Here is a 24,898-nt window from a genome sequence, read left to right as displayed (position 1 = left end):
TCTTCCCTTCTATTTGTTATTCATCTTGACAACCAGGAGCTCCAGCTGGCCGGCGTCCAGGTTCAGCTTGCCTTCCAGTGTCTGGTACTCCTCGCCATGGACGGTCAAATAGTTGACATGTTCAAGCGTGGCAATCATGGCGGCATCCCACTCCCGCTCATCCATTTGCCTTAACCCCTGCTCCGAATCTTTTACAAACAGGACTACCCTCATCCGTTTTTGTGCCCCTTTCAGTTGGATGTTCAATGTATACGACGATCGCAAATGGACGTTTCAATTTTTTGGAAGCAAAATATTTACCTCTAAAACAAAAAAAGCACGATCACTTTAAACATGATCGTCCTCTACTAGCCGTGTCCGCTTAAAATAGGAATGACTTCCGCATTGTATCATGAAATATTTGGGAAAATAATAGTCCGATTTTACTATTTCCTCTATTTGGAATTGTTGTTTAGTTCTAAATCATCCTAAAAAATCCGAAACATCTCCAGATGAAAAAACGTTAATAGGGTATGAGAGATTGCTTAGAGACGGAGGGCGTTTAATGATGAAGGAACAAGCACAGGCCTGTTGTGATTTTACAATCGAGGTTACGGGAGAAGGGGCGGCAACAGCCGTACCCGACCAAACGATCGTAACTCTTGGGGTATCCGGTGAAAGCGATAGCCTGGGAACGCTTCAAACCGATCAGGCCAAGATCATTGATGCCGTTATTCAAGCCATGCTAGCTCTTGGCGTGCCGCGGGAGAGCATCTCCACCGCCCAATATTCGATTGAACCGCAATATGATTTCGTAGACGGAAAACAAATTTTTCGGGGCTATCGAGCGGTGCATCTGCTGCGGATTACCATAGACGGGGCGAAGGATGCGGGGCGTGTCATTGACGCTGCGGTTGCTCAAGGAGCCAATATGGTATCCGATGTAACCTTCCAATCCACCCACGCAGACGAAGCCCGGCGTAAGGCATTAACGCTGGCCGTTCGCGATGCCGAGGCGAAGGCGCTTGCGATTGCCGCTACGCTTGGCGTCTCCCTCTCTTCCGTCCCTTGCAAGGTTACGGAGTCGCCCGTTAACCGATTCGAGCCGATTATGTTCAAAGCCGCTTCGGTTCCCGCCGGCGATGCCGGCACCACCATCGAACCCGGAACCTTAACGTTCAAAGCATCCGTAAGAGTCTGGTACGTGTACGGCTGAGAAAAAACGGCGGCGCGTACTTTGTACGCACCGCCGTGATTATCGTATTTAATAAATCTTCTTCATCCGCTCACACGCTTCATCTAGCGAAGGACTTTCCTACCCCTTCATTCCGCCCTGCATGCTGAACCCTTTGGACATAAAGCGCTGGGACAAAATATACAGAACGACCGACGGGATGGCATACATAACCGAGAAAGCGGCTAATTTACCGTAATCCGCCATGCCGTACTGCCCGAAGAACTGGTAGATCTTGAGCGAGGCCGGGAAATTCTCCGGCGATTGAAGCAGGATATACGGCACGAAGAAATTGCCCCAGCTGCCGGAAAAGGTAAAGATCGCAACCGTGCAGATGCCGGGAATCATCAGCGGGGCAACGACCCTCCTAATGCCGACAAACACGGAGGCTCCATCGATCCATGCCGCTTCTTCCAGCTCGGAGGGCACGGAATCCATGAAGTTTTTGAGCATCCATATGCCGTAAGGCATCGCCGAAGCAACAAAGAAAAGAATGACGCCAAAAATATTGTTGTACAGCTTCAAGGTTAGAAATAACTGATACACCGGTACCATTACGGCCGTAATCGGCAAGGAAGTCATAAACAGGATCGTCAGCATAAAAGGCTTCTTGTATCTAAGTTGATAACGCGACAACGGATAAGCCGCCAGAAGTCCGAGTATAACGACCAATACCGCTTGGCTGCCGGACATTAAGAGGCCGATCAGAAAGGCACGCTGATTTTCCTTGTTGGTGAGCACATCGATATAGTTATTCCCCGTCAGATGGGTAGGCGTCTTAAGAGACTGCAGCGCGTTTGTGTCCACGGAGGCTACAAGCACCCATAAGAGCGGAAGCAGAAAGCAAATCCCAATGACCGTCAATATGGTGTAGGGCAGCAGCTGATAGATCCATTTGCGTTGTTTTGCACTCATACAATTGTTCTCCTTGTCCGTTTACTCTTTCATTGAGCGGATATAGAACAAGCTTAGGATAATGCCGATGAACAGCAGCAATAAGGAAATAGCCGTGCCGTAACCAAGCTGGTAATTGACGAAAGCCTGATTATACATGAAGATCGGCAGCGTGGTTGTCGACGTACCCGGTCCCCCGCCCGTCATCGCGTAGATCAGACCAAATACGCCTAACGTCTGCAGCGTAACAAGCATCGCGTTTGTTGTGATCGAGTCCTTGATATACGGGATCGTGACTCTCGTCAGCACCTGCCATTTCGAAGCGCCGTCCACAATGGCAGCCTCTTCGATTTCGCTCGGCACATCATCGAGCGCAGCCTGGAATACAAGCATCGAGAACGCTGTGCCATGCCAAATATTTGCCAGGATGATCGTAATCATCGGTACCGTGTATAGCCAGGTAACCTCAGTGAATCCAAACGAGGTAATAATCGCGTTAAGCGTTCCTTCATCGCCGAAAAAGCTGTACAAGCATAACGCGCACACGATTTCAGGCGTAACCCAGCCAGCCAATACGATGGTGCCGATAATTCTCCGGAACCATTTGTTTTTGTTTTTCATCAGCAGCGCAATCAAGAACCCCAGCACCTGTTGGCCGATTACGGCCGAACCAATCAGGAATACGAGCGTATTCCATATACTCGTCCGAACCGTAGGATCCTCGAACATGCGCGAATAGTTATCCAGGCCGACAAAATTCAGATTCTTGGCCGCCTCGCCGGTTAGAGCCAGGTTGGTAAAGGAATAGAATACGGTCAGCAGAATCGGATAAATAAAAAACACAAGCATAATGGCCACGGAGGGCAGCAAAAAATACAGCCACGTCCATGTCCGCTTTCGCTTTGCCGCGCCATTTAAGGCTATACTGCTCATTCTCGTCTACCTCCTCCGCCTTCAGAAAAGAAGACTTGCTCAAGCATCCGCATCTGAAGGAAATGCTTGAGCAAGCCGTTTTCTATTATTTTTCTAGAATCTTATCCGCGCCTACGATACGCGTCACATCCTGCGCGTATTTGTTCGCGGCATCCTTCGCTGACGTACCGGAGGCAACGGATTCGACCATCGTCTGAATTTGCGTCGATACTTCCGGATATTTATCCTGCGCCGGGCGGAACTCGGCATTTTTCAGATAGTCGGTTGCGATTTGGTTAAACGGCATTTGGGTATATTCCGGATCCGAACCCACGTCCGCGCGAACGGTAATATTACCCGATGCGATAACCAGCTTTTTCGAGTTTTCTTTGTTCAGAGCGAATTTGATAACTTCCCATGCTTCGTCTTTATGCTGCGCGTTCGCAGGGATCGACAATGCCCATCCGCCGGCAAGCGTGATGGATCCAGGTGCCTGGCCTTTGCTCGTTGGCATTGGCGCGAAGCCGAGAACATCCTTGTACTCCGGCCATGGAGCGGCGCCGCCGTCCAAATAGTTGCCGGTAATCCAAGAGCCGTCGAGCGAGATCGCCAGCTTGCCTTGCGGCAAGTACTCACGGGTAGCCGTATTGCCCGCTTGACCATTCAGAACCTTCGAGAGCGGCGGCCCAAGCTTTTCTTTGTTTATCGTTTGGATAAACGTTAGCGCATCGTTAATGCCTTGGCTCTTCGTAATCCATTTGCCGGTGTCGTTATCGTAAAGTCTCTCGCCGGTGCCGTAGAGAAGCATTTCGTAAGTCTGCATGGAAGTGGCTTCGCCGGTTGCCTTGCCCATGTTCATCCAGATAGGCACCACGTCAGGCAGCTTGCTCTTGATGGTTCTGGCCGCGTCAAGAACTTCATCCCAGTTCTTAGGAGCCCATTCTTCCGGCAAGCCCGCTTTCTTGAAGAGCTCTTTGTTATACCAGAGACCCCTGGAATCCGTATTGTAAGGAACCCCGTACACCTTGCCGTCGCTGGCCGTTACGCCTTTTTTCAGCGCTTCGATGAAGGAGCCGTTCGTCCAGTCTTCCCATGCGCTTACCTTATCGTCCAGCGGCGTCAGATATCCCGCGCTGGCGTCGGAATTCAGAATAAACGTATCCTCCGTTACGATATCCGGCGCGGTATCCTTCGACTTGAGCGCGAGAGCAATCTTGGCGAAATAGTCCCCTTCGGACGCCTGAATCGGAGTAGCCTTAATCTCTATGCTTTTGTCCGGAAAATTCGCCGCGAGCTCTTGAATCCATTTGTACATGACGCCTTGCTCGCCAATGCCGTCATCGCGATAAGTAATCGTAATGACCTTTTTCTCCGTATTTCCCGTTGTGCCCCCGTCGTTTGTTGAACCGGCATTCGTCTCTTTCGTGCCTGTGTCAGCCGAAGTGCTTGGACTGTTGCTTGGCGTGTTTGTGTTGTTCGCGTTATTCGAACAGGCAAACAGCAAGGTTGAACACAGAACAAGCGATGTGGAAATCGACCAGAATCTTTTACCGCGAGCCATCGTAATCCCTCCCTATTAGTCAACCACCCGGGTTAAGCGCTTCCATGCGGTTATAGTTCATAGATATTTATCTACCTCCTCCTTTATTCGATGAAAATCGGAAGATTTGACTATAAGATTGCGACAGAAAACTCTATTTAAATGACTTCTAAAAATCGCTTCAATTAATGGCGCGCCTTGGCACGAAAAAAAGAGCTCCGGTACGTGTCGCCCGGAACTCTGGATTAATTATAGTATTTAAGAATATAGCTCAATAAATGCGGATCTCCGCTGCCTGATCGATTGCTGCCTGCCTTCGGACGCTCTCACCTCGTTATCCAAGCCAACAAGCAGGCCTGTAGCTTCCGATAACTGGGACTCGACTTCGCTAATGGAAGATTTGATTTGGCCTTGAACGATCCAGTCCGTAATGAAACTGTCAAAGAAAAAGTCAGCGAATTTGTCCATAGCGCCTACTCCGACGTATAGATCCGCCGTACGTTTCAGATCCTTCAGCTCCGTCTGAAGCTGGCGAAGATGGTACTGGGCTTCATGAATATAATCCTGCGCGTCGTCTATTCGTGAATGCTTGATGGAGGTGCTGATTAATCCTCCGCCAAACATGTCGTGCGTTCCCCAATCCTTGGCGGAATCCAGCTTCTCGCTTGCGCTGCTTAAGGCCTCAACCAATTTTCTGCAGGCAGATGCCGCTTCGCGCAGCTCCTTCGCTTCCGCCTGCTCCCGGAACAATTGCTCATCCAGCTTGGATAGCTCGGAAGAAGCCTCCGGCGCGGAGCTGCGCATATATTGCTCCTTTTGCAGAAGAGTCCGGTTATAAAGATCCGATGCATCCTGCACCGCAGCCAGCTTTGCCGTTACCTCATCCAACTCCCGCTCCAGCTTTTCGCTTGCCGTACAGGCCTCCTGCAGCTTAAGAGCAGCAGCAAGGGCTTCCTGCTTCTCCTTCTCGAGCCGTTCTTCCTTATTCCCCATTATACTGGTTATTAAATTCGTCCAGGATTTTCGTTCGAGCTTGTTAACGTCCTCTTGTTCTCTTTTGAATTCGGCAGATAAATTCGTAATTTGATTGGCTGCGTTCCGAAGCAACCGCTGCAATTGTTCATGCCTGCGGTCCAAATACGCTTTCTCGGAAGCCTTTTCTCTTCGCTCCTCTAACTCTTCATTCCATTCCTTCATTGAACTCGGCACTCTGCTTCACCCTCTCTATCATCCTAATAACGGTTCATCCATTCCGCCTCTCACCCTACTCTACCATAAATTTCTAACAGGATAAAAAAACACCGTGCAGCATCCCTTAGGATGCTCACGGATTTCTATTAAGCGGCCAGTTTCACTGAATGTTTAGCAACGTACTTGCCGAACAGGAAACGCACCAGCGGTCCCATGACAATCAATTGAAGCGGGAAGGCCAGAATATAATTGTGAAAAACAATCGTCAAATAATGCACGATTAAGGATCCGTCTCCCAAGCTGCCGGACAAAGATGAGCTGATCAAGCCGTACAACGACATGCTCAGCACCATGCCCGTTACCATACAGAAAGCAAGCGCCAAAATCACGTACAATTTCTTCGATTTATCGTAAGGCATCGCGAATGCGGCTTTTTTGGCAAGAGGTCCTACAACAAACATCTCGACCGCAAACGCAACGATAAACCCTAAAACATATTGCAGGATCAATTCTCCCGGAGAAAGCGTTCCGAACAAGTGATTACGCATCAGATTATACGTAATCATGACCAGCGCCATCCCCGTCACCATCATTACTCCAAAATAAAACTCGTCTCTCTTATTCGTCGGCACCATCATCATCCTTTCTGTTCTCCTGTCATTATAGAGATTTGGATACCCTCTTCATAAGTGACAAGTTTGTGAACATTTACGGATGAAAAAAGCCCCCGCATAGCCCTACTTCCCTTTTCTATAATGCAGGGGAGGATGTCCGGTAACCGATTTAAACACTCGTCCGAAATGCGTCACGCTGCCGAATCCGACCCGCTTCGCAATCAGATTAACCTTCATGGAGGATTGCTCCAGCAGCTTTTTCGCTTCCTTGATTCTGACGCTGTTCAGGTATTCCACAAACGTAAAGCCCGTAGCTTCCTTGAAAAATCGGCTCAAATAATAAGGGCTTACGTAGAACCTCTCCGCCAGCATATGAAGCGACAGCTCATTCCTGTAATGGCTGTTTATGTACCGCGCAACCTCCGAAATACGCTCATGCATCGGGCTTGGCGATTCAAGGATCTCCACGCTGCTCGACTTCACATGCCGGCAGCAAATCATTAGCATCTGCAAGGTGAGCGTCAACGCGTACAACTCAAAGCCGGGCTTTTTCTCCGACATTTCCGCAATCATCGTTTGCAGAATAGTTTCAATGGCTAACCGGTCCTGGAGCGGGCATTTAACAATCAGATACTCCTTCTCGAATAACGGATGCAGGACATCCATATAGCTCCCCGCAGCCATATGCTTTTCGTGAATATTGACAATAAGCCGTTCATGCTCCGGCGTTTCCGTATTCGTTGTCCGATGCAGGATATTCGGCGAGATGATAACCATATCCCCTTCTTGAACAACCAGGGTCCGGTCTTTAATAAAAAACTCCCGCTTCCCGGACATGAGGCAGAAGATTTCATACGTGCTGTGGAAATGGCTGGCGGGCATATTATGGCTCCGGGCTTTGCGGTATGAAACCGAGAAGGATCCCTCTCCGTTATCGTATTGGAAATCTCCCATCGTCCGCCTCCCCTCCAGCTTCCTTTTCTATCATTATACGCCTCGGTCAATTTACAGCAAGATATAAGAAGAATTCATTGATTTCTGCAAAAAATGTACATTTCCTCGTGCTAGCATAAACCTATGAACAAGAAGGAGGCTTATGCAAATGATTAAAACCGTACTTTCCCCCATCCAATGGGCAGAGAAAGCCTGCGAGGCATTAATGGCCAGATTCGAGCCGGAGCAGCTGCCGCCGGACCGGTTCCATTATCATCAGGGCGTCTTTTTATCGGGGATGGAGAAATGCTGGAAGGAAACGCAAAATCCGAAGTACTATGAGTATCTGAAACGCTGGGTCGACAGCCAGGTGCTGGAGGATGGCCGCATCAAGAAGCATAAGCCGGATGAGCTTGACGACATTCAGCCGGGCGTTCTCCTATACAATCTGTATGAGCAGACCGGAGACGAGCGGTACAAGAAAGCTTTGCAATATCTTGTGCCGCTGATCAAATCGTGGAAAACAAATCCTTCCGGCGGCTTCTGGCATAAGGAGCATTATCCGAATCAGATGTGGCTTGACGGATTGTACATGGCCGGGCCGATTGCCGTCCAGTACGGCAAGACGTTTGGGGACAGCGATTATTTTGATTTGATGACCTACCAGGCAATCCTGATGGAAAAGCATACAAAGGACCCGGTTACCGGACTCCTGTATCATGGCTGGGACGAGACCAAGGAAGCATCCTGGGCCGATCCGGAGACCGGTCTTGCTCCCGAATTCTGGGGACGCGCGATTGGCTGGTATCCGGTTGCCCTGCTTGAAATGTTCGAGCACCTGCCGGAGGATCACAAGGATAAAGAAGCGCTTGTCGCTATTCTGCAGGATCTGCTAATCTCGCTCATCAAATACCAGGATACGGCTACCGGCTTATGGTATCAGGTGGTGGATAAAGGCGATTTGCCGGACAACTGGCTTGAAAGTTCCTGCACGGCCCTTTACGTGCATGCCATTGCCAAAGCCGTGCGATTCGGCTATCTGGATCCTAAATATTTGGAATACGCATGGAAAGGCTACCAAGGAGTCATTGACACGCTGAAGCTTGACGACAACGGCCATGTCGTTATCGGCCAAATCTGCATCGGCACGGGTATTGGCGATTACGCCCACTACATCGCCCGGCCAACAAGCGAGAACGATCTGCACGGCGCAGGCGCTTTTATCCTGATGTGCGTAGAGATGAGCTTGGCTCGTCAAGCAAACAAGTAAAAAAAAAGCTGAAGCCCTCCAAAGAGGCTTCAGCTTTTTTTATTCACAGCCTAAGGTATCGTCTGCACTTCCGGCGTGGTCACTTCCGAGGAAGCGGCGGCTTCGCCTTGCGAGTGCCGGTACAGCTCCTCGTACACGCCTTGCTTCTCTATCAGCTCGGCATGAGTGCCCGACTCAACAATGGTTCCGCGACTGAGCACGATAATCCGGTCCGCGTGCATAATGGTGGACAAGCGATGGGCGATCACGATCGTCGTCCGTCCCTCGGACACAACCTGCAGCGCGCGTTGAATGAGCTGCTCGGTCTGGGAATCGAGGTTAGCCGTCGCTTCGTCGAGAATCAGAATCTTTGGACGGAACACGATAATCCGGGCAAAAGAGATCAGCTGCCGCTCGCCGGCGGATAATCCGCTGCCCCGTTCGGACAGCTTCGTCTCGTAGCCGCCCGGCATACGGTTAATCAGCTGATCCGCTCCGACAAATTCGCAGGCGCGGATGACGTCCTCCCGGGAGATCGACTCGTCGAACATCCGGACGTTGTCGATAATGCTTCCGGCGTACAGATAAGGCTCCTGCTGAACCAAGCCAACAATCCGGTGAAGCTCCGCCTGCGGGATATCCCGGACATCGTTCCCGTCAATCTGAACGCTGCCTTCGTTCACGTCATAGAACCGGCATAACAGGCTCATGAGCGAGCTTTTGCCCGCGCCGGTCGTCCCGACGATTCCGACCATTTCGCCGGGATGGATATGAAGATCAAGTCCGCGGAAGATCGGAGTGCCGTTCCCGTAGCTGAACGAGATGTTATTATAATCCACGCGTCCCTGCACGGCGTCATGGTTTATTTTGACCGGCTTGGCCGTGTCTTTAATATCGGGCTCGACGTCAAGAACGCCCCATATCCGGTTGACCGCTACCGTAGCGGACTGCAGCGTATTCCACTGCTGGGTGATGGCGTTGATCGGCTGGAAGAACTGCCGGATATACGTGATAAAAGCGTACAATACGCCAAACTCCATCGTATGCCCAAGCACGGCCTTCCCTCCGGTCCAGACCACAAAAGCAATAGTCAGGTTGCCGAGTAAATCAAAGGTCCGGTTAAACGTAACCGCCGTGCGGATCTCGCGGACATTCGCCTTGAAATAATCCTCGTTCCGCTCCTTGTACAAGTCGCCTTGCGCCTTTTGCTGATGGAAGACTTGAATGAGGCTCATGCCCGCCAGATTCTCCGCAACAAACGCCACAAGGCGGGATAAACGCGTCCTTGCCATCTGATACGTCGTGCGCATGAAGGACCGGAAACCAATGGCGATAAGCGCGATAATCGGCAGCAAAAGCAGACAGTAAAGCCCTAGCGTCGTATCCAGATAAAACATCATCACCAGAATGGACACCAGCGTTAATCCATCTCTCAGCAGGGTCAGCAATACCTGGTTGAAAAACTGGTTAATCGCCTCGGTATCGCTCGAAACATGCGTAATGAGGCTGCCGCCGGACGTTTTATCGAAGTAGGACATCGACAGCTTGGTAATATGCTCAAACAGCTGTTTCCGGATGCGGGCTACGATGCTCTGGCCGGCATCCTGCAGCAGGTTATTTTGCAAATACGTAAACAACAAGCTTGACAGGGACAGGCCGAGATAAATCGCGCAAATCGCAATCAAGCTGCCGTAATCGTTCTTGCCCACCATCAGGTTATCGTCGATCGCGATTTTTACCAGGTAAGGCTGGAACAGCTCGGAGGCAATCGCGATAATCGTACAGATGGCCACCAGCGAAAACGTCTTCCGGTGCGGGCTGATATAAGACTTCAGTATGCGAAAAGCGGACTTGTACTGCGGCTTAGGCTGCTTGCCATTGCCGGCCTTCTGGTCCATCTGCCAGTTGTTAACGGCTGTCGGCATATTGGCTTCCCTCCTCTTGAATCGCATGGAGCTCGGCGTAAGGTCCAGGTTTCGCAAGCAGCTCCTCGTGCTTGCCCCGCTGAACAATCTTCCCTTCATCCAACACGATGATGAGATCCGCATGCTTCAAAGCGCTGAGCCGGTGCGCGATAATAATGGTTGTTTTTCCTTGACGCTCCTGCTGGATCGTGTGCACAATCTCGGATTCGGTTACCGCGTCAACGGCGCTGACGCTGTCATCTAGTATCATGAGAGGCGCCCGCATGATAAAGCCGCGCGCCAGGCTTGTTCGCTGGCGCTGCCCGCCGGATAACGTGACGCCCCTCTCTCCCAGCTTCGTCCCGAAGCCTTCGGGGAACTCGGCAATATTGTCGTAAATCCGCGCTTGCTTGGCAGCCGCATGAATCTCGCCCTGACCGGCCTGCCGCCGCGCAAAAGCAATATTCTCGCCAATCGTGGTGCTGAACAGGAAGCCGTCCTGCGGGACATAAGCAATCTGCGTGCGCAGGCTCTCAAGCGTGACCTCCCGTATATCCGCAGAACCGATGCGGATCGCATCCGCCGGCGGATCATACACCCGGAGCAGCTGCTTGACGAGCGTTGTTTTGCCGCTGCCCGTACGCCCTACAATGCCAAGCGTCATCCCGGGTTGAATAACAAGATCGATATGCTGCAGCGAAGGCTGTGAAGCTCCGGGATAAGTAAAGGTCAGATCCTGTATTCGAATCGGACTTGCCGAGAGATCAATCGTTGTCGCATGATCGGTCTCCACAATATCCGGCTGAACCGCGATTAATTCGTTAAGCCGCTGCAAGGATGCGCGCGACCGCTGAACCGTATTGATAACGTTGCCAATTTGCTGCAGCGGGTTCATCAGCATCCGTACGTACAGCGTCAGCGCAACGAAATTACCAAGCGATATATCGCCTTTTATCGTTAAGTAACCGCCGTAGGCTAGGGATACAATGAGTGACAGATTGCCAAGAAAAGGGACCGTTGCCTGGAATAGCGAGCTGATCCGTACAAGCGACAGCTGGTTAGTCTTGATCCGATCGACCTTGGCGCCAAACCGCTCAATCATAATCGGCTCCACCGCGAACTTCTTCGTTACGCGAATGCCGCCAAACTGTTCCTCCGCCGACTCCGTCATTGTGCCAAGCGCCTCCTGCACTTTGCGGGAACGTTGACGGATAACCGGGCCAATCTTGATGACGATCCAAGGAATGAAGATAAGCGGCCCCACGGAAGCAGCGATGAGATAGAGCGGAATGTCGCTAAGAATCATCGCCCCGACGCAGGAGACGAGCAGCATGGAGGCCATAGCCGTCTGGTTGATGCCCATGGAGATGGATTCCCGGACGCCGGTTACGTCGTTCATGAAGTAGTTGAGCATTTTGCCGACGCCGTTCTTCGAATAGTAATGCTCGCTAAGACCGGAAAAATGAGTAAATAGACGACGACGGGTCATGTATTCGAACAACCGTCCGACATACATGACCAGGTATTGACCGTATCCTCCCAGCAGGGCGTATCCCGCTCCAATCAGAACAAGCAACAAGCTGAAATGCGCAACATCCTGGGTACCAAGCGCTCCCCCCTTCAGCTTATCCGTAAAGTCCCCAAGCACCTTCGGAAAATAAGCGAATACGATACTGGCTGCCGCATGAAGGGTGAACGATCCGAGATAAATGGGCCAGGTCTGCCTGAAATACGGTTTTAACACGCCTTCTGATTTCAAGACTCATCACTTCCATTAGTGGATTCGGAGCTGCTCTCTTCCCCAGCCGTTGCTTCTACGGAAGGAATGTCTTCCTCGGGCAGCTCGTGCAGCTGAAATACGTGAATAAACTCTTCCATAATGGCTTCCGTCGCCTTCAATTCGCCGCTGATCACCGGTTTAATCGCTTCGAAAGCCGGATCATCCAGCTGACGCTGCAGTGTTGCGCGGGTAATCGTAAGCTTCTCCAGAAAAGCAAGCGCTCTTCCCCGCCGGAACGTTTGCGCCTTGCCCCCGTCCCGATTCTTGCACTCCTCCTTGAAGGGATGCCTGCCTCGGTGATCTTGCCCGTTACGCATATGTCTATGCCTCCTTTATTTAATGTATACGTTCGTATACACATCTCTTTATGTATACAAATGTATACGCATCCCAAAAGACTGTCAAGTTATAATTTTCAAATAATTAACAATCGATTCGCCGCAAGCGCAAAAAAAGCGCCATCCAGGTTTGAAATCCCGGATGGCGCTTAGCCGTTTATTACCTTAAGCGATTAACCGCAAGAACAGTATGCCGCCAAACGCGCATGCCATCCCGGTTATTTCAATCCGCGTGAAGCTCTCTTTCACCACAAACCGGGTATAGAGAAGAACGATGAGCACATTCAAAGCGGTGACTGCGGACACAAGCCCTGCTTTGCCATGATCAAAGGCCGTTACAATCATCATCATGCCTGCCGCGTTGGTAGTGCCAACCAGCATCCCGGTCAAGAAGGTACGGCGTTCGCTCCACCTTATGCCCGGATCCCGGCCATCCTCGGCGGCAGCTGACACGGTTGCTTCGGCTGTTGCCGCAGCCAGGCTGTATCTCCTGCCGGCCATCCGGTCCTTCAGCCACCAAATGCCGTAGCAAAGGGAGCCGGAGGCAAACATAAAGAACAGCGTAGGAAACAACGGCGCCTCAAGCTTGGTAGACCAGGAGCCGGACAGGTCATTGCAGGCGAACATGACGAGAGACAGAAGCCCCCACTGCGCGCCTTGAAGATTTTTCAGCGACAAATCATTCGAATAACGCACAAGCAATATCCCCGCCACAATAACAACAAAAGCAGCCAGCTGGGTATACTTCAGCGCCTCTCCCCACATCACGTACGCGCCTATCACAACCAGTACGGCCGGAAGCGCCGTAATGATCGCGACGAGCGAGGCTTTGCCGACGGCAAAGCCCTTGAACATGCTGGCATTCGCCACAAACGAGAACACGCCCATCTGAATGCCGACAAGAGCGGCGGACGTCCAAGGCTGACCGGACAACAGTGCCGTTACGCCGCAAATGATAGCCCCCATCGAGAACGCGCCGCATAGCAGCACGGTCCGGCTTAACGGAAGCTGGCTCGTATAGTGGTATAATATCCCCCTCAATCCGAAACATAGGGCAGCAAGCCCTGCAAATACAATCCACATGACGTAAACGATCCCCTTCCCATTCTTCTAATCTTAGTCAGGAATCCGCGGCGTGGCAATGCTCTCGCAGGATAAAATTTCGCAAGCAAAAAGCTGTTGCCAGACCTAACGTATCATGTTAATATGTGGAAAACGTTTTTCGGAAGGGCTTCTAGGGATCCGACTCCATCAGGATGGCGAACCAAGCGAAGCCGGCTTGCGCGGGTAGACGCCAAGCTACACCGTGAGGAATAAAAGACCTTCGGAAAGTTCCGCCTGCAAGACTAGGGCGAGACTTTGCGGAGGTCTTTCCTTTTTTTGCAGGAAACGAACAAAGGGGTGTGTAACGTGAGGTCGATTGAGGTTGAACAATTGGAGAAGACATTTCAAGTCAAGAAAAAGCAAGCCGGATTTGCGGGCAGTCTCAAGTCGTTGATTAAGCCGCATTATACGGATAAAGCCGCGGTTGAAGGCATTACGTTCTCCGCCGAGCAAGGAGAGACGGTCGCTTTCCTCGGGCCCAACGGAGCGGGCAAATCAACAACGATCAAAATGTTGACCGGCATTCTTCATCCAACCTCCGGAAAAGCGGAAGTGCTGGGCTGTTGTCCGTGGACGGAACGGGCAAAGCTGGCTTACCGCATCGGCTCCGTATTCGGACAGAAGTCGCAGCTGTGGTACCATCTCCCGCCGCTGGATACGTTCGAGCTGATGAGCCGGATTTACGAGCTCCGCCGGGAGGAATACAAGGCGCGTCGCGACGATCTGATCGAGCGCTTCGAGCTTGGCCCTTACTTGCATACGCCCGTTAGGAAGTTGTCCCTCGGTGAACGGATGCGCTGCGAGATAGCCGCTTCTCTCCTTCACCGTCCGCAAGCCTTGTTCCTCGACGAGCCGACGATTGGGCTGGACGCAGTCGTCAAGCAACGGATCCGGGAGCTGATTCTGGAGATGAACCGCGAAGAAGGCACGACGATCTTTCTTACTTCGCATGACGCCGGCGATGTCGAGAAGCTATGCGACCGCGCGATTGTGATTAATCATGGAGGACTCGTATTTGACGGACGGGTCGACTTCATGAAGCAGCGGTTCCTGACGCATAAGACGGTTCAGCTCCTGCTGGAGGACGATCCGGGGCCTATGGCGCTGGAAGGCGTTGAGGTGCTGAGCCGGGATGGATCGCGCTTGACGCTTAGCGTGGACACCGGACTTACAACGATCGAATCCGTTCTGTCCGCCTTGATGGCGGGCCACCGCATCGTCGATATGACCGTTCAGGATCCGCCGATGGAGGATATTATTACAAGGATGTACGGGACGTTTCAGGCAAAGGAGGCGGCGGGATGATCAGCTTAACGAAGCCGGCGAAATATGTGTTTATCGGTAAAATTACGCTGCGCAGCCAGCTGGCCTACGTGGTTGATTTTCTGATCCGATCCGTGTTTTTGCTGCTGATCTTATATATTTTCATGCAGTTATGGCAAACGACGTTTGCGGGAGAAGGAACCGCAACGATTAACGGCTATAGCTTTAAGCAGATGATGTGGTATCTCGTCTTTACCGAATCCATGGTGCTCGCAACTCCAAGCCTCAGCACACGGATCGAAGAGGAAGTGAAAAGCGGCGACGTTGCCTTTAAGCTCATCCGGCCGATCAGCTTCCTTGCTTTCCATTATGCCGAATATATGAGCGAGGTAGCTATCCGTTATGTCATCAATCTGATACTAGGCTCTGCGATTGGCTTGCTGCTTGTCGGTCCTTTGCCTGCAGGCATTGGCCTCGCCTGGCTTCCGATCATGGCGCTTGGCGGCTTTACCGTAAACTTTATGCTCGGCATGCTTGTTGCCCTTAGCGCTTTTTGGGTGGAGGAAACTCGCGGGCTCGAATTCGTGTATAACAAAATTTTGTTTACAATAGGCGGGATGCTGATGCCGTTAGAGCTGTTTCCGGAGAGCCTGCAGCGAATCGGTCACTGGCTGCCTTTTCAGACCGTCGTTTATTTTCCGGCCCGTACGGCGGTTGGCATGCATCTTGATCAGATCTCTCGCGCCCTTGCCGTGCAGTGGCTGTGGGTTGTCCTTATTGGAGTGATGGTATGGCTGTTATACCGGATGGGGGTGCGGAAGCTCAATGTTAATGGCGGATGACAAGTCGTATACGGGCATATCCGAGCATGACCAGCCGGGCAGGCTTAAGCGCCTGCTTCGGTTCACGTCGGCAAGCTGGAGGCTTAACCTGGCAGGTGCCATGGAATTCCGGTTCAGCTTCCTTCTGACGGTTGGATCCATGATCGTAAATAATATCGTCTGGATTATATTCTGGGGCATGTACTTCAAACGCTTCCCGGTCCTCAATGGCTGGACGCTTCAGGATGTGATGATGATGTGGGCGGCAGCGTCGGGCGGATTCGGAATCATGTCCGTTTTCTTCGGCAACGCAACCCGGCTTGCCAATCTGATTGCTACCGGGCAGCTGGACGTCTACCTGGCTCAGCCTAAGCCGGTGCTTCTGAACGTCCTCATCAGCCGAATGTCGGTGAGCGCGATCGGCGATCTGCTATTTGCCGTATTCATCTTTATAGGGTTTGGCGACGTCTCGCCGGTTGGAATCGTTAAATTTACGGCAGCCCTGCTAATTTCCGGCATGATCTTTATTTTCTTCTGCGTGATTGCCGGCTGTCTTTCGTTCTGGCTTGGCAATACGGAAGGATTAAGCTTTCAGCTGTTTAACGCGCTGCTCGTCTTTGCCACTTACCCCACGGCTATATTCAAAGGATTCGGCCGGCTTGTCTTGTTCACCGTTATTCCTGCCGGCTTCATCAGCAGCATGCCGGTATCGTTCATTCGCGAGATGGACCTCCCCTTCTTGTACGGAGCATTAGGCATGACAGCCTTATTGACCGCCGGAGGGATCCTGCTCTTTTACCGAGGCTTACGAAGATATACATCCGGCAATATGATGGGGTTACGGCGGTAACCTAGTTAAAGCAAAAAGATCGAACCCCAGAACAAGCGGGGTTCGATCTTTTTGCTTTAAGCTGCCACGTCTCTTCGCGTGAACATCAGCCAGGATACCAGATTAAACGCCAGGAAGTAGACAACAAGCACGCCAATGGAGAAGGACAGCGTCATTCCGTCCTGAAACGGTCTTCCCTCCAAATACTGCGTCAGATCCGTATTGGCGAATAACAAGTATTTGCTCCACTGATAACGTTGCAGCACCTCTAGCAATATATTGCCCGCAAACAGAATTCCGATGGAAAATCCGATAGACATCGCGCTGCTGCGGAAAGCCGACGAGATCATAAACGCTATCGTGACGTACATAATTGTGGACACGCCATTGAGCATGTACGTTTCCCAGAGATGAAGAAACATATTTTTTTCGGCGGTATGTCCATCCTTTATGCTTACCAAGGGCAAATCCATATCGTGAAAGCCATACAGAATGCCGTTCAGCACGACGGATAGGACGAACAAAGTAAGCAGCAGGACCATGCTGAACAGCAGGATAGAGATATACTTGGAGACGAGGATTCTAATTCGGCTGGCCGGGCGTATGAGCAATAGCTTAATGGTTCCGGTTGCGAATTCGCTGGCTACGATATCTCCTGCAATGATGATGGTGAATAGAGTGATCAATATCCCTAGATTCGCCGACTCATTAATCCCATCCCAAATCGTTCCTTTTGTCGTCCGGATATTATGCTCAAGATGATAGTCGATGACGGCAATCCTATCCTCATAATAAGTACGGTTCCCTTCATTCAGGTCAGAGCTTTTTAAATGATCGCTCCACATTTGCTTCTCTTGCTTCAGCTCGGCTCTCCAGCCTTCGCCTTGCGCGTCCTTCCCGTCATGCCACATCATGATGTTGCCGAATAGGACAAAGGCAGCCATAAGCCCGATAAGGATCCAGGTTCGCGTCCTTCTGTAGATTTTCATATTTTCGTTAAGCACTAGGTTAAACAGCCTGCCCACCTCCCGTTAATTCCAGGAAACCATCCTCCAAGGAACGGCGAACCTTATTGACGCCATAAATGCGGATTTGATTCCGGACAAGCTCTTCCAAAATATCCGGTACGCGTTCCCGCTCCACCGTCAACTCGATAAGTCCTTCTTCCGTGACGGAGAGCTCCTGCACTCCGGAAACCCGCCTTATAACAGCCATAGCCTGATCCGGCAGATGCGCTTCAATCTGATAGGTTTGGAGCGGAGCGTTCCCTTGGGTAAAATAATCAATCGGCTTCACGTCAACCAGCTTGCCTCTCTGCAGGATAGCCACGCGGTCGCACATCAGCTCCATCTCCGAGAGCAGATGGCTGGAGACAACGACCGTAATGCCTTCCGTGCGTGTCAAATGCCGCAAATAATCGCGCAGCTCGCGAATGCCCTCAGGATCGAGACCGTTTGTAGGCTCATCCAGAATCAATAAAGCCGGTCTATGCAGCAAAGCTTGCGCTACGCCAAGCCGCTGACGCATGCCCAGCGAGTACTTTCGGACCTTTTCATGGATGCGGCTTTCCAGCTTTACAAGCGAGACAACCTCGTCGATCCTCTCCTTGGTCACGCCAGGGATCATGCGGGCATAATGGACAAGGTTGCGGTAGCCGCTCAAATACTTGTACATCTCCGGATTTTCCACGATGGCGCCGACATGACGGATGGCCTGTTCGAATTCGGTCTTTATATTTTTCCCCTTGATCAGAATTTGGCCCTTCGTAATCGACATCAAGCCCACGATCATGCGGATGGTCGTTGTCTTGCCGGCACCGTTTGGTCCAAGGAAACCGAATATTTCGCCTTCCGGCACGTCAAACGTAAGATCGTCGATAACGTTTTTTCTTCCGATCCGCTTTGTTACATTCTGCAGACGGATAACAGGTTCGCTGCTCATTGATTTAATAGCCTCCCAAACAATAAATATCGCATCGATAATCGTTTTGATAATATCACGGTATTTATCGTTTTGCAATAAATTATTATTTCATTTAAATACGTTTTTGTTGTTAGAAACAATTCATCCCTCTAAATGCGAAAAGCCCGGACTCTCTCCGACAAGCTTGGAAAGAACCCGGGCTTTTCTCACGCCATGCTAAGCATTAGCTTTTAATCTTCGTTCCAGAACAAACGGACCAAACGGCAAAAAGGCGGCCAGAACCGCTCCCGCAATGCGGATAATCTTCCACTTGAACAGAACCGCCATCACCGCAATCGCTACCAAATAAACAGAGAATAAGAACCCGTGAATACCGCCCGTTACCGCAACGGCCTCCGGACTATCGAACATGTATTTCAAAGGCATCGCTATTCCCAATAGGACTAGAAACGAGATGGCTTCCAAATAGCTGATCCAGCGAAACCATGTCCGGACGAATTGCTCCATTCGCACACTTCCTTTCTCCTTTTCGATAGAATCTATTACGTATCACGCCTACTCTTCGTTTCTCTCGTTTATCGCAAATTCGTGTCCATTCGATGACCAAAGAAAAAAGACGGCTCCCAAAGCGAAAGACTTTGAGAACCGCCTTCTCCTTACACGATGCCTGTCTGTCGTTCATTCACCCGTTTGATACCTTTTCTATCCGACCGTTTGATAAGGTTCGCCGATAACAGCATTCCTGCGATAACGATAACTCCGCCAACGATTTGGGAGACCAGCAGCTGCTGGCCCGTCAGTACGGAGAGGATAGCCGTAAAGATCGGCATCAAATTCATCGTAATGCTGGCTTTGCCGGCTCCAAGCTGTTTGACGCCTTGGTTCCAGAACAGGAACGAGCCGATGGAAGGGAAAAGCCCCAGATAAATAACTCCCGTTACGCCAAGGGCTGTAAGATGTTCGGTTTCCAACGGCTGGATAAACAACAGCGGAATCATGCAAATGACGCCTATTAAAGCCGTAAAGGCCACAAACGTTATCGGAGGAAGATGCTGCGCGCGTTTGCTGATAATGGAGTAAATGGCCCATAAGAACACCGCGATCAGCAAAATGCCGTCTCCTTCATTATAAGAGGTGCGGAATGCGCCAAGCAGATGCCCCTTCGTTAATACCGTCAGCACGCCGAGGAAGGATAATACCAATCCCGCTCCTTGCCACACCGTTATTTTTTCCTTCAGGAACAGCAGCGACAACACGATCATCACAGCCGGAGTCAAGCTATTAATCAGGCTGCCGTTTGTTGACGAGGTATGCTGCAAAGCCGTATAGGTAAGCAGCGTGTAGAATACGACGCCTACCAGAGACAGGAATAACAAGATGCCCCAGTTCGCATTCCACACCTTCCTCCAGTTTGGTTTTTCAATAAGCTGAGCCATCGGGATCAAGGCCATAGCCGCAATTGCCCAACGTAAGAAGGCTGCCCAGATCGGCGGAAAATCGGCCGTAACCGACTTGCCGAAAATCAAATTGCCCGCCCAAAACAGATTCGCTAATACTAGAAAAAGCCATGCTTTTGTTTTCATGCTCAAACACTCCTCTCCCTGGTTAACTCCAGGTCTCTCTTTCTCTTGGTCTATAATCATGTTACAATAAACCTGATCATAAATAAAATGAATATAAGTAATGAAGGAGATACCAAATCTGTTATGAACAAATCACTTCTTCAATTGATTGTTGCGATTTCGGAGACCCGCAGCTTTACGACCGCCGGGGAGAAAATGAATATGACGCAGCCGGCCGTCAGCCGTGCCGTCACGACCTTGGAACGCGAGCTTGGGGTTACGCTGCTGATCAGGGACCGGCGTCAAGGAGTTGCCCTCACTCCCGTGGGGGAGCGGATTGTCCGGACGTTCAGGGAAATTCTTCAGGGGTACGATAAGATCGACCAGGAAATCGCGAGCGAAAAAGGAATGGAGACCGGCAGCGTCCGTATCGGGGCATTCCCGGTTGCCGCTACTTATTTCGTGCCCCAACTGATCCGTCATATGAAGCAGCAATATCCCAACCTGGAATTCAGCATCGTTGAAGGCACGATCGCCGATGTGCAGGAATGGCTGGATAATCGCGAAATTGACGTCGGCCTTCTTATCCCCTCCGACAAAACGGCTTTTTCTTATCCGCTTTACCGCGAGGGAATTTATGCGGTTATGCGCGAAGATCATCCGCTGAACGAAAAAGAGATCATTAGCCCGGAAGATTTGCGGAATGAGCCGATGCTCATCTGCAAAGCCGGCTATGAGCCCCCGGTCTTGAAGTGGTTTGAAAGCGCCGGAGAATCGCCAACCATTAAATATATTCTCTACAACTACAGAACCGCGCTTCAGATGATTCTGGCGGGTGAAGGAGTAGCCGTCATGTCCGAGCTGTCCCTTCTGGATCTCCCCTCCGGAATCGTCTTGAAGCAGATCTCTCCGGCGGCTTACCGCGATATTCACATCGCTTCGGGCCCACTGGAGGACTGCACCATCGCGGTAAAAGCTTTTATGGAGGCGGCACAGAAGCTTTTCCCTTTTGCAGCGGAACCTAAAAAGGCCTGAATCGTCCGGGTTCAAGCCTTTTATCTCTTGCTATGCTCCTATCGTCCGACGGTCGGGAGCTCGAGCAAGTGAGATATTTTGCAATCTTTACGAAAGAATCGGGCAAACTTGAAGAGAAATAAATTTAATCGCATCCGATGTTGACATCAAGTCAACTTTACGTTGTAACCTTGATTTCGCGAGGTGAGAATCACTTGTATCAAATTTCAGAGGTATCCAAGCTGATTGGCCTGCCGATTCCAACCATTCGGTATTACGAGCAATTGGGATTAATTGAAGAGCCGGCAAAAAATGCCCGGGGATATAAAATCTACGATCAATTGACGATTGATTATCTGCAATTTATCGTCAATTTGAAGGACACGGATATGTCCTTGGAGCAGATCAAAAGCTATGTTGACGCTTATCGGGCCAAGGACTATACGCGGTGCCACGAGATTCTGCGGGAGCACGCCGTCAAGATGGAGCTTGAGCTTGAGAAACGCCAAAGGATCCTGGAGAAGGTGCAATACAAGGTGACTCACTTCAGTAAACTTCGAGGTGGCGGTATTTAATGCAACAACCTATTCCATCCGGTTATTCGGCTAGAACAACGGCTAACCATATCGTGAAAGACGCTGATTTGACGGGTAAAATCATCATCGTTACCGGAGGTTCCGCCGGTCTAGGCTTGGAATCGGCCAGAACGCTCGCGGCGGCGGGCGCCAAGGTGGTCGTGCCTGCCAGAAACGTCAACAAAGCAAGCCAAGCTCTCACCGGCCTATCCAACGTGGAATTGTATCCGGAAGAGATGGATCTGAGCAAACGGGAAACGGTTGAAGCCTTCGGCAGATGGTTCCAGTCGCGGTACGACAAGCTGGACATCCTGATTAACAGCGCCGGAATAATGGCTATTCCGCTCTCCAGGGATGAACGGGGGAATGAAATGCAAATCTCGGCCAATTATTTGGGGCATTATCATTTAATCCATCATCTTCTGCCTCAGCTGAAGAAGGCGAACGGGGCCAGGGTTGTCACCTTATCCTCCCGAGCCCATTGGTATTCGGCCTTTAACTTCGAGGATCCTAACTTTAATCATTCGTCATACGACAAATGGATCGCTTACGGTCAAGCGAAGACGGCCGCTGCCTTGCTCAGCGTAGCGGTAGACGAGCTTTTCAAAGAAGATAATATCCGCGCTTTTACCGTTCATCCGGGCAGCATCGTGACCGGTCTCTCCGATGCGCTGTCGGAGGAAGAGCTTACGGCGTTTGGGGCGATCAAAGCAAACGGTGAACGCGGCTACGAACAATACGACAACGAGAGAAAAACGATTTCCGAAGGGGCGGCAACCATCGTATGGTGTGCGGTCAGCCCTCAATTAGACGCACATGGCGGTGTCTATTGCGAGAATTGCGATATTGCGCCTCTCCATACGGACGACGGTATGACCGTGGGTGTTAAAGCATGGGCGATCGATAAAGCAATTGCACTCCGATTATGGGAGGAAACTCCGCGATTGTTTAACTAATATTCCCGAAAATAAAAACAAGCGGTCCTATGTATTGTTTTAAATTTTGCACACAAAAAGCCCCAGCTAGGGGCTTTTTGTATAATAATCGTTTAAAATGTTAACTGAATGAAATGAGAGGTTAACTCGTCTGGATGTGAAAAAAATGGCGAGTGGTCTGAATCCAATGTAATAATCCGATTATTCGGATACTCGTTATACATATCTCTTTGTAAAGCAATGGAAATAGCTTTATCTCTCAAAGTTTCTATATAAACGCGAGGAATCCTTCCGAATCTAGCGTCCGTGAGTTGCACGGGTGTAAAAAATGGGGCCAGCGGCTCTAGACAAAGTTTTTCCTTTGCTTTAATTATGTCATCTTCCACGCAATCGCCGTAAAATGAATCCTTTATCCGTTCGTCTTTTAGATTCATGCACGTTTCATCCTCGCTTATGATAACAATAGAAGGAGATTCTTTTTCTTTTTTCTCGTTTTGAGCAATTTGAATCAACGTCTGATTATTTTTTGGAAGATAAGCGCATAAATAAACAAGCTTCTCAATTTTTTCAGGCAGGTACTCGGCTGTCTGGCTGATGACAAGCCCCGCCATACTGTGACCTACCAAAATGACCTTCCCTGACTCCTTTTCCAGAATAGCGCTTAATTTGTCCGTATAACTTTTTAAATTCACCTGTGATACGGGCGTATGATCTTGACCATGCCCAGGCAGGTCCAAAGCGATTACCCGGTGCCCCGCTTCTTCTAATCTGGGAATTATTTTCTCCCAGCACCAGGCTCCATGCCACGATCCATGTACTAGCACGAACGTACTCATCATCATCACTCCAATATGCATGTATTAAATCATTACCCTAATGAGCGTTGGTTGTTTAGCTTTATGTCATGTTCAACGATGTACTGTAATTAGCCGATGTCTTTCACAAACTCGGGATCGTTGTAAGGAGAAGCTACCCATCCTTCCGTCTCGATGAAGAGGCGAACTGCTACAATTTTTCGGTTGTCCATCAGCGTAAAGAAATGGGGCTTCGACTCCGGAACGGAGATGACGTCGCCAGCCTCGAGTTCAACGTCAAAATAGCCGATATCATCCGTGCCTTTAATGATAAAAATTCCTTTACCCGCCGTAATGGCCCGGATTTCATCTTCGGAATGCGTGTGTACTGCTTCGAATTTTTGCAGCAGCTCCTCCAAGTTTGGCGTGGCCTCGGACAAGGTAATAACGTCCCAGATCCTGTAGCCGCGTCGAGCTGCCAGATCTTTAATCTCGGAATCGTAGATCGCGAGAATTTGCTGCTTCTCTTCGTCGTTCAGTAAGAATTTCTCCTTAAGCTCTTCCGGGAGTTTAGCAGAATCCCAATGCTCATACAAGATTTCCTGCTTGTCTAGAAAGTCAAGCACTTGATCTTCAGCTTCAATGCGCTCGTCCGTATTGCGAATTCGAATTTGTGCCATAAGTATTCCTTCCTTCCTACAGATTTCTGGTACTGCATAAGGCGAATGCTTTCTGGACGTGCTTGACTCATTTGCAACATCCTCTTCAAGTGCTTCAATTGCCTCGGAGTCCACTATAGCAGTTCTTTATTTTTTTCATAAGGAGGCTATTTTTTTAAATATACTTTAGAAAATTAAAGTCACGTTACATAGTAAGGCGCCATCGAGGGAAGTACTCCGGCCCCGATGGCGTCTATACTCATGCTTACGATTCCGATCAAATCTTGGCCAAATACTCGATCGAGGTCACTTGATCGTTCTCGATGACGAACCGTAATTGGGACTTGCCTTGGTCATAGACGTACAAATTCAAGTTGTTGGTGAACTTGTCGCCGTAGGCTTTAATCACGTCGCTTTTCTTGTTGAACAAGGTGACGCCTTCCTTGGTGGCCACCGTATCGTCGAACAGAATGACGGACGCGATATAATCGACCCCGTCCTTCTCGTAGGCATACACGTCGAAGCTGCTGTATTGGTAAATTTTATTGAGTCCCGGGAAAGCGCAGGCTTGCGATTCGAAATAACTTTGCGGTTTTCCCAGTTGCTTCAAGATCGGCGCCGCTTCGGCATGCATCGGAATCGGGATTCCGTTCGCCTCAAACACGTAGCCTTCGCCGCTTGCTTGTTCAGGCGTCCCGGAAGCCTGGGTCGAAGCTGGCGAAGCAGCGGCTCCTTCCGTCTGCGTCAACGCGCTAGGCGACGCGGATCCCTCCTCCGTCATTTTGTTCCCGCAACCGGATAGTACCATTAGGAGGGCGATCAGCCCTATACTTGCTTTTTTCAACGTAAAC

General features: G+C 50.5%; 26 protein-coding genes. 8 read left to right on the top strand and 18 right to left on the bottom strand.

Annotated elements, in window-relative coordinates:
• Nucleotides 1-9: 9 nt before the first annotated feature.
• Nucleotides 10-213 (bottom strand): hypothetical protein, encoded by a 204-nt coding sequence (locus tag FHT67_RS08890; protein WP_243711610.1) that lies wholly within the window; start codon nt 211-213, stop codon nt 10-12.
• 331 nt (nt 214-544) lie between these two features.
• On the opposite strand from FHT67_RS08890, the gene FHT67_RS08885 reads away from it, so the two are divergent.
• Complete coding sequence (locus FHT67_RS08885) at nt 545-1,195, top strand: SIMPL domain-containing protein (RefSeq protein WP_167197505.1); 651 nt, start codon at nt 545-547, stop codon at nt 1,193-1,195.
• Between the two features lie 99 nt (nt 1,196-1,294).
• Here FHT67_RS08885 and FHT67_RS08880 read toward each other — a convergent pair whose 3' ends face one another.
• From FHT67_RS08880 to FHT67_RS08855, 6 genes are all read right to left on the bottom strand, one after another.
• Complete coding sequence (locus FHT67_RS08880) at nt 1,295-2,128, bottom strand: carbohydrate ABC transporter permease (protein WP_132306397.1); 834 nt, start codon at nt 2,126-2,128, stop codon at nt 1,295-1,297.
• A 21-nt stretch (nt 2,129-2,149) separates the two neighbouring features.
• Complete coding sequence (locus FHT67_RS08875) at nt 2,150-3,040, bottom strand: carbohydrate ABC transporter permease (RefSeq protein ID WP_167197502.1); 891 nt, start codon at nt 3,038-3,040, stop codon at nt 2,150-2,152.
• Between the two features lie 85 nt (nt 3,041-3,125).
• Nucleotides 3,126-4,580, bottom strand: coding sequence for an ABC transporter substrate-binding protein (locus FHT67_RS08870; protein ID WP_167197500.1), 1,455 nt, complete (start codon nt 4,578-4,580; stop codon nt 3,126-3,128).
• 237 nt (nt 4,581-4,817) lie between these two features.
• A complete protein-coding gene (locus FHT67_RS08865) occupies nt 4,818-5,756 on the bottom strand; it encodes a hypothetical protein (RefSeq protein WP_208403201.1) in 939 nt (312 codons plus the stop codon).
• A gap of 140 nt (nt 5,757-5,896) precedes the next feature.
• A complete protein-coding gene (locus tag FHT67_RS08860; protein ID WP_207918123.1) occupies nt 5,897-6,391 on the bottom strand; it encodes a DUF2798 domain-containing protein in 495 nt (164 codons plus the stop codon).
• 96 nt (nt 6,392-6,487) lie between these two features.
• Nucleotides 6,488-7,318 (bottom strand): AraC family transcriptional regulator, encoded by an 831-nt coding sequence (locus FHT67_RS08855; RefSeq protein WP_167197494.1) that lies wholly within the window; start codon nt 7,316-7,318, stop codon nt 6,488-6,490.
• A 148-nt stretch (nt 7,319-7,466) separates the two neighbouring features.
• On the opposite strand from FHT67_RS08855, the gene FHT67_RS08850 reads away from it, so the two are divergent.
• Entirely contained in the window at nt 7,467-8,567 is a 1,101-nt protein-coding gene (locus FHT67_RS08850) for a glycoside hydrolase family 88/105 protein (RefSeq protein WP_167197491.1), read from the top strand.
• A gap of 50 nt (nt 8,568-8,617) precedes the next feature.
• Here FHT67_RS08850 and FHT67_RS08845 read toward each other — a convergent pair whose 3' ends face one another.
• The 4 genes from FHT67_RS08845 to FHT67_RS08830 form a co-directional block, all read right to left on the bottom strand.
• The gene (locus FHT67_RS08845; RefSeq protein WP_167197488.1) at nt 8,618-10,471 is read right to left on the bottom strand and encodes an ABC transporter ATP-binding protein; all 1,854 of its coding nucleotides are present in this window, start codon (nt 10,469-10,471) and stop codon (nt 8,618-8,620) included.
• Entirely contained in the window at nt 10,455-12,209 is a 1,755-nt protein-coding gene (locus tag FHT67_RS08840; protein ID WP_167197485.1) for an ABC transporter ATP-binding protein, read from the bottom strand. The genes FHT67_RS08845 and FHT67_RS08840 overlap by 17 nt, the downstream gene beginning before the upstream one ends.
• The gene (locus tag FHT67_RS08835; RefSeq protein ID WP_208403200.1) at nt 12,206-12,547 is read right to left on the bottom strand and encodes a hypothetical protein; all 342 of its coding nucleotides are present in this window, start codon (nt 12,545-12,547) and stop codon (nt 12,206-12,208) included. Before FHT67_RS08835 ends, FHT67_RS08840 begins: the two co-directional genes overlap by 4 nt.
• 186 nt (nt 12,548-12,733) lie before the next feature.
• Nucleotides 12,734-13,651: an EamA family transporter gene (locus FHT67_RS08830; protein ID WP_167197483.1), complete on the bottom strand. Its 918-nt coding sequence runs from the start codon at nt 13,649-13,651 to the stop codon at nt 12,734-12,736.
• A gap of 327 nt (nt 13,652-13,978) precedes the next feature.
• On the opposite strand from FHT67_RS08830, the gene FHT67_RS08825 reads away from it, so the two are divergent.
• Genes FHT67_RS08825 through FHT67_RS08815 form a run of 3 tightly spaced genes read left to right on the top strand, consistent with a single transcriptional unit; the run spans nt 13,979 to nt 16,606 of the window.
• The gene (locus tag FHT67_RS08825; protein ID WP_167197480.1) at nt 13,979-14,977 is read left to right on the top strand and encodes an ATP-binding cassette domain-containing protein; all 999 of its coding nucleotides are present in this window, start codon (nt 13,979-13,981) and stop codon (nt 14,975-14,977) included.
• Complete coding sequence (locus FHT67_RS08820) at nt 14,974-15,777, top strand: ABC transporter permease (RefSeq protein WP_132306417.1); 804 nt, start codon at nt 14,974-14,976, stop codon at nt 15,775-15,777. The genes FHT67_RS08825 and FHT67_RS08820 overlap by 4 nt, the downstream gene beginning before the upstream one ends.
• Nucleotides 15,761-16,606, top strand: a complete 846-nt coding sequence (locus FHT67_RS08815) for an ABC transporter permease (RefSeq protein WP_207918125.1) — start codon at nt 15,761-15,763, stop codon at nt 16,604-16,606. Before FHT67_RS08820 ends, FHT67_RS08815 begins: the two co-directional genes overlap by 17 nt.
• 56 nt (nt 16,607-16,662) lie before the next feature.
• Here FHT67_RS08815 and FHT67_RS08810 read toward each other — a convergent pair whose 3' ends face one another.
• From FHT67_RS08810 to FHT67_RS08795, 4 genes are all read right to left on the bottom strand, one after another.
• On the bottom strand, nt 16,663-17,574 hold the full coding sequence (locus FHT67_RS08810; RefSeq protein ID WP_208403198.1) for an ABC transporter permease: 912 nt from the start codon (nt 17,572-17,574) through the stop codon (nt 16,663-16,665).
• A 19-nt stretch (nt 17,575-17,593) separates the two neighbouring features.
• Entirely contained in the window at nt 17,594-18,526 is a 933-nt protein-coding gene (locus FHT67_RS08805) for an ABC transporter ATP-binding protein (RefSeq protein WP_132306421.1), read from the bottom strand.
• 198 nt (nt 18,527-18,724) lie between these two features.
• The gene (locus FHT67_RS08800) at nt 18,725-19,015 is read right to left on the bottom strand and encodes a DUF3817 domain-containing protein (RefSeq protein WP_167197477.1); all 291 of its coding nucleotides are present in this window, start codon (nt 19,013-19,015) and stop codon (nt 18,725-18,727) included.
• Nucleotides 19,016-19,164: 149 nt separating this feature from the next.
• Nucleotides 19,165-20,091 carry a DMT family transporter gene (locus FHT67_RS08795; protein WP_167197474.1) on the bottom strand — a complete coding sequence of 309 codons (927 nt, stop codon included), beginning with the start codon at nt 20,089-20,091 and terminating at the stop codon, nt 19,165-19,167.
• 123 nt (nt 20,092-20,214) lie between these two features.
• Here FHT67_RS08795 and FHT67_RS08790 point away from each other — a divergent pair, with 123 nt between their 5' ends.
• The 3 genes from FHT67_RS08790 to FHT67_RS08780 all read left to right on the top strand — a co-directional run bounded on the left by FHT67_RS08790 (nt 20,215) and on the right by FHT67_RS08780 (nt 22,615).
• Complete coding sequence (locus FHT67_RS08790) at nt 20,215-21,105, top strand: LysR family transcriptional regulator (RefSeq protein ID WP_167197471.1); 891 nt, start codon at nt 20,215-20,217, stop codon at nt 21,103-21,105.
• Nucleotides 21,106-21,299: 194 nt separating this feature from the next.
• Nucleotides 21,300-21,659: a MerR family transcriptional regulator gene (locus tag FHT67_RS08785; RefSeq protein WP_132306429.1), complete on the top strand. Its 360-nt coding sequence runs from the start codon at nt 21,300-21,302 to the stop codon at nt 21,657-21,659.
• Nucleotides 21,659-22,615 (top strand): SDR family NAD(P)-dependent oxidoreductase, encoded by a 957-nt coding sequence (locus FHT67_RS08780; protein ID WP_167197469.1) that lies wholly within the window; start codon nt 21,659-21,661, stop codon nt 22,613-22,615. The genes FHT67_RS08785 and FHT67_RS08780 overlap by 1 nt, the downstream gene beginning before the upstream one ends.
• Before the next feature lie 92 nt (nt 22,616-22,707).
• Here FHT67_RS08780 and FHT67_RS08775 read toward each other — a convergent pair whose 3' ends face one another.
• From FHT67_RS08775 to FHT67_RS08765, 3 genes are all read right to left on the bottom strand, one after another.
• Nucleotides 22,708-23,430, bottom strand: coding sequence for an alpha/beta fold hydrolase (locus tag FHT67_RS08775; RefSeq protein WP_167197466.1), 723 nt, complete (start codon nt 23,428-23,430; stop codon nt 22,708-22,710).
• 89 nt (nt 23,431-23,519) lie between these two features.
• Entirely contained in the window at nt 23,520-24,068 is a 549-nt protein-coding gene (locus FHT67_RS08770; protein WP_132306435.1) for a 1,2-dihydroxy-3-keto-5-methylthiopentene dioxygenase, read from the bottom strand.
• A 256-nt stretch (nt 24,069-24,324) separates the two neighbouring features.
• Entirely contained in the window at nt 24,325-24,891 is a 567-nt protein-coding gene (locus tag FHT67_RS08765; RefSeq protein WP_167197463.1) for a hypothetical protein, read from the bottom strand.
• Between the last annotated feature and the right edge of the window lie 7 nt (nt 24,892-24,898).

This window comes from Paenibacillus sp. BK720 (genome assembly GCF_011761545.1).
GTDB lineage: Bacteria > Bacillota > Bacilli > Paenibacillales > Paenibacillaceae > Pristimantibacillus.
This window is presented reverse-complemented; position numbering and strand designations above follow the sequence as displayed.

Bases quoted from the DNA above. Each gene is read 5' to 3' on its own strand.
- FHT67_RS08890 (WP_243711610.1), bottom strand. From the start codon at position 213: ATGAGGGTAGTCCTGTTTGTAAAAGATTCGGAGCAGGGGTTAAGGCAA.
- FHT67_RS08885 (WP_167197505.1), top strand. From the start codon at position 545: ATGATGAAGGAACAAGCACAGGCCTGTTGTGATTTTACAATCGAGGTT.
- FHT67_RS08880 (WP_132306397.1), bottom strand. From the start codon at position 2,128: ATGAGTGCAAAACAACGCAAATGGATCTATCAGCTGCTGCCCTACACC.
- FHT67_RS08875 (WP_167197502.1), bottom strand. From the start codon at position 3,040: ATGAGCAGTATAGCCTTAAATGGCGCGGCAAAGCGAAAGCGGACATGG.
- FHT67_RS08870 (WP_167197500.1), bottom strand. From the start codon at position 4,580: ATGGCTCGCGGTAAAAGATTCTGGTCGATTTCCACATCGCTTGTTCTG.
- FHT67_RS08865 (WP_208403201.1), bottom strand. From the start codon at position 5,756: ATGAAGGAATGGAATGAAGAGTTAGAGGAGCGAAGAGAAAAGGCTTCC.
- FHT67_RS08860 (WP_207918123.1), bottom strand. From the start codon at position 6,391: ATGATGATGGTGCCGACGAATAAGAGAGACGAGTTTTATTTTGGAGTA.
- FHT67_RS08855 (WP_167197494.1), bottom strand. From the start codon at position 7,318: ATGGGAGATTTCCAATACGATAACGGAGAGGGATCCTTCTCGGTTTCA.
- FHT67_RS08850 (WP_167197491.1), top strand. From the start codon at position 7,467: ATGATTAAAACCGTACTTTCCCCCATCCAATGGGCAGAGAAAGCCTGC.
- FHT67_RS08845 (WP_167197488.1), bottom strand. From the start codon at position 10,471: ATGCCGACAGCCGTTAACAACTGGCAGATGGACCAGAAGGCCGGCAAT.
- FHT67_RS08835 (WP_208403200.1), bottom strand. From the start codon at position 12,547: ATGCGTAACGGGCAAGATCACCGAGGCAGGCATCCCTTCAAGGAGGAG.
- FHT67_RS08830 (WP_167197483.1), bottom strand. From the start codon at position 13,651: ATGTGGATTGTATTTGCAGGGCTTGCTGCCCTATGTTTCGGATTGAGG.
- FHT67_RS08820 (WP_132306417.1), top strand. From the start codon at position 14,974: ATGATCAGCTTAACGAAGCCGGCGAAATATGTGTTTATCGGTAAAATT.
- FHT67_RS08815 (WP_207918125.1), top strand. From the start codon at position 15,761: ATGTTAATGGCGGATGACAAGTCGTATACGGGCATATCCGAGCATGAC.
- FHT67_RS08810 (WP_208403198.1), bottom strand. From the start codon at position 17,574: ATGAAAATCTACAGAAGGACGCGAACCTGGATCCTTATCGGGCTTATG.
- FHT67_RS08805 (WP_132306421.1), bottom strand. From the start codon at position 18,526: ATGAGCAGCGAACCTGTTATCCGTCTGCAGAATGTAACAAAGCGGATC.
- FHT67_RS08800 (WP_167197477.1), bottom strand. From the start codon at position 19,015: ATGGAGCAATTCGTCCGGACATGGTTTCGCTGGATCAGCTATTTGGAA.
- FHT67_RS08795 (WP_167197474.1), bottom strand. From the start codon at position 20,091: ATGAAAACAAAAGCATGGCTTTTTCTAGTATTAGCGAATCTGTTTTGG.
- FHT67_RS08790 (WP_167197471.1), top strand. From the start codon at position 20,215: ATGAACAAATCACTTCTTCAATTGATTGTTGCGATTTCGGAGACCCGC.
- FHT67_RS08780 (WP_167197469.1), top strand. From the start codon at position 21,659: ATGCAACAACCTATTCCATCCGGTTATTCGGCTAGAACAACGGCTAAC.
- FHT67_RS08775 (WP_167197466.1), bottom strand. From the start codon at position 23,430: ATGAGTACGTTCGTGCTAGTACATGGATCGTGGCATGGAGCCTGGTGC.
- FHT67_RS08770 (WP_132306435.1), bottom strand. From the start codon at position 24,068: ATGGCACAAATTCGAATTCGCAATACGGACGAGCGCATTGAAGCTGAA.